We start from the raw sequence: 251 nt of genomic DNA, 5'->3' as shown, positions 1-251 counted from the left end.
ATACCTAATACCTGCGTGGCACTACGTGAAGGCCGCCACTGTTATACTGAAGTGGTTTTATCATGGCAGCAGCCCACAATAGGTAACTACTGCTTACGAGACGCTACCTCAAAATATATTATGCAATGTTGGCTTAAGCAGCAACACGGCGTTTTTAATTATGCATTTGACTCTGAGCAGAGCTTATCATTTGAATTATTTGATAGTAATACTGCAAAAGTCATAGCCACCACTGAAGTAAAGTTACAGTG

At 40.6% G+C, this 251-nt stretch carries 1 protein-coding gene; it reads left to right on the top strand.

What is annotated here, in order from left to right; all coding sequences use genetic code 11:
- On the top strand, positions 1-251 hold a 251-nt coding region (locus AAEY62_RS23690), incomplete at both ends, for a DUF3019 domain-containing protein (RefSeq protein WP_350636906.1).

Origin of the sequence: Pseudoalteromonas sp. GW168-MNA-CIBAN-0100 (assembly GCF_040309225.1) — a bacterium.
GTDB classification, from domain to species: Bacteria; Pseudomonadota; Gammaproteobacteria; order Enterobacterales; family Alteromonadaceae; genus Pseudoalteromonas; species Pseudoalteromonas arctica.
This window is presented reverse-complemented; position numbering and strand designations above follow the sequence as displayed.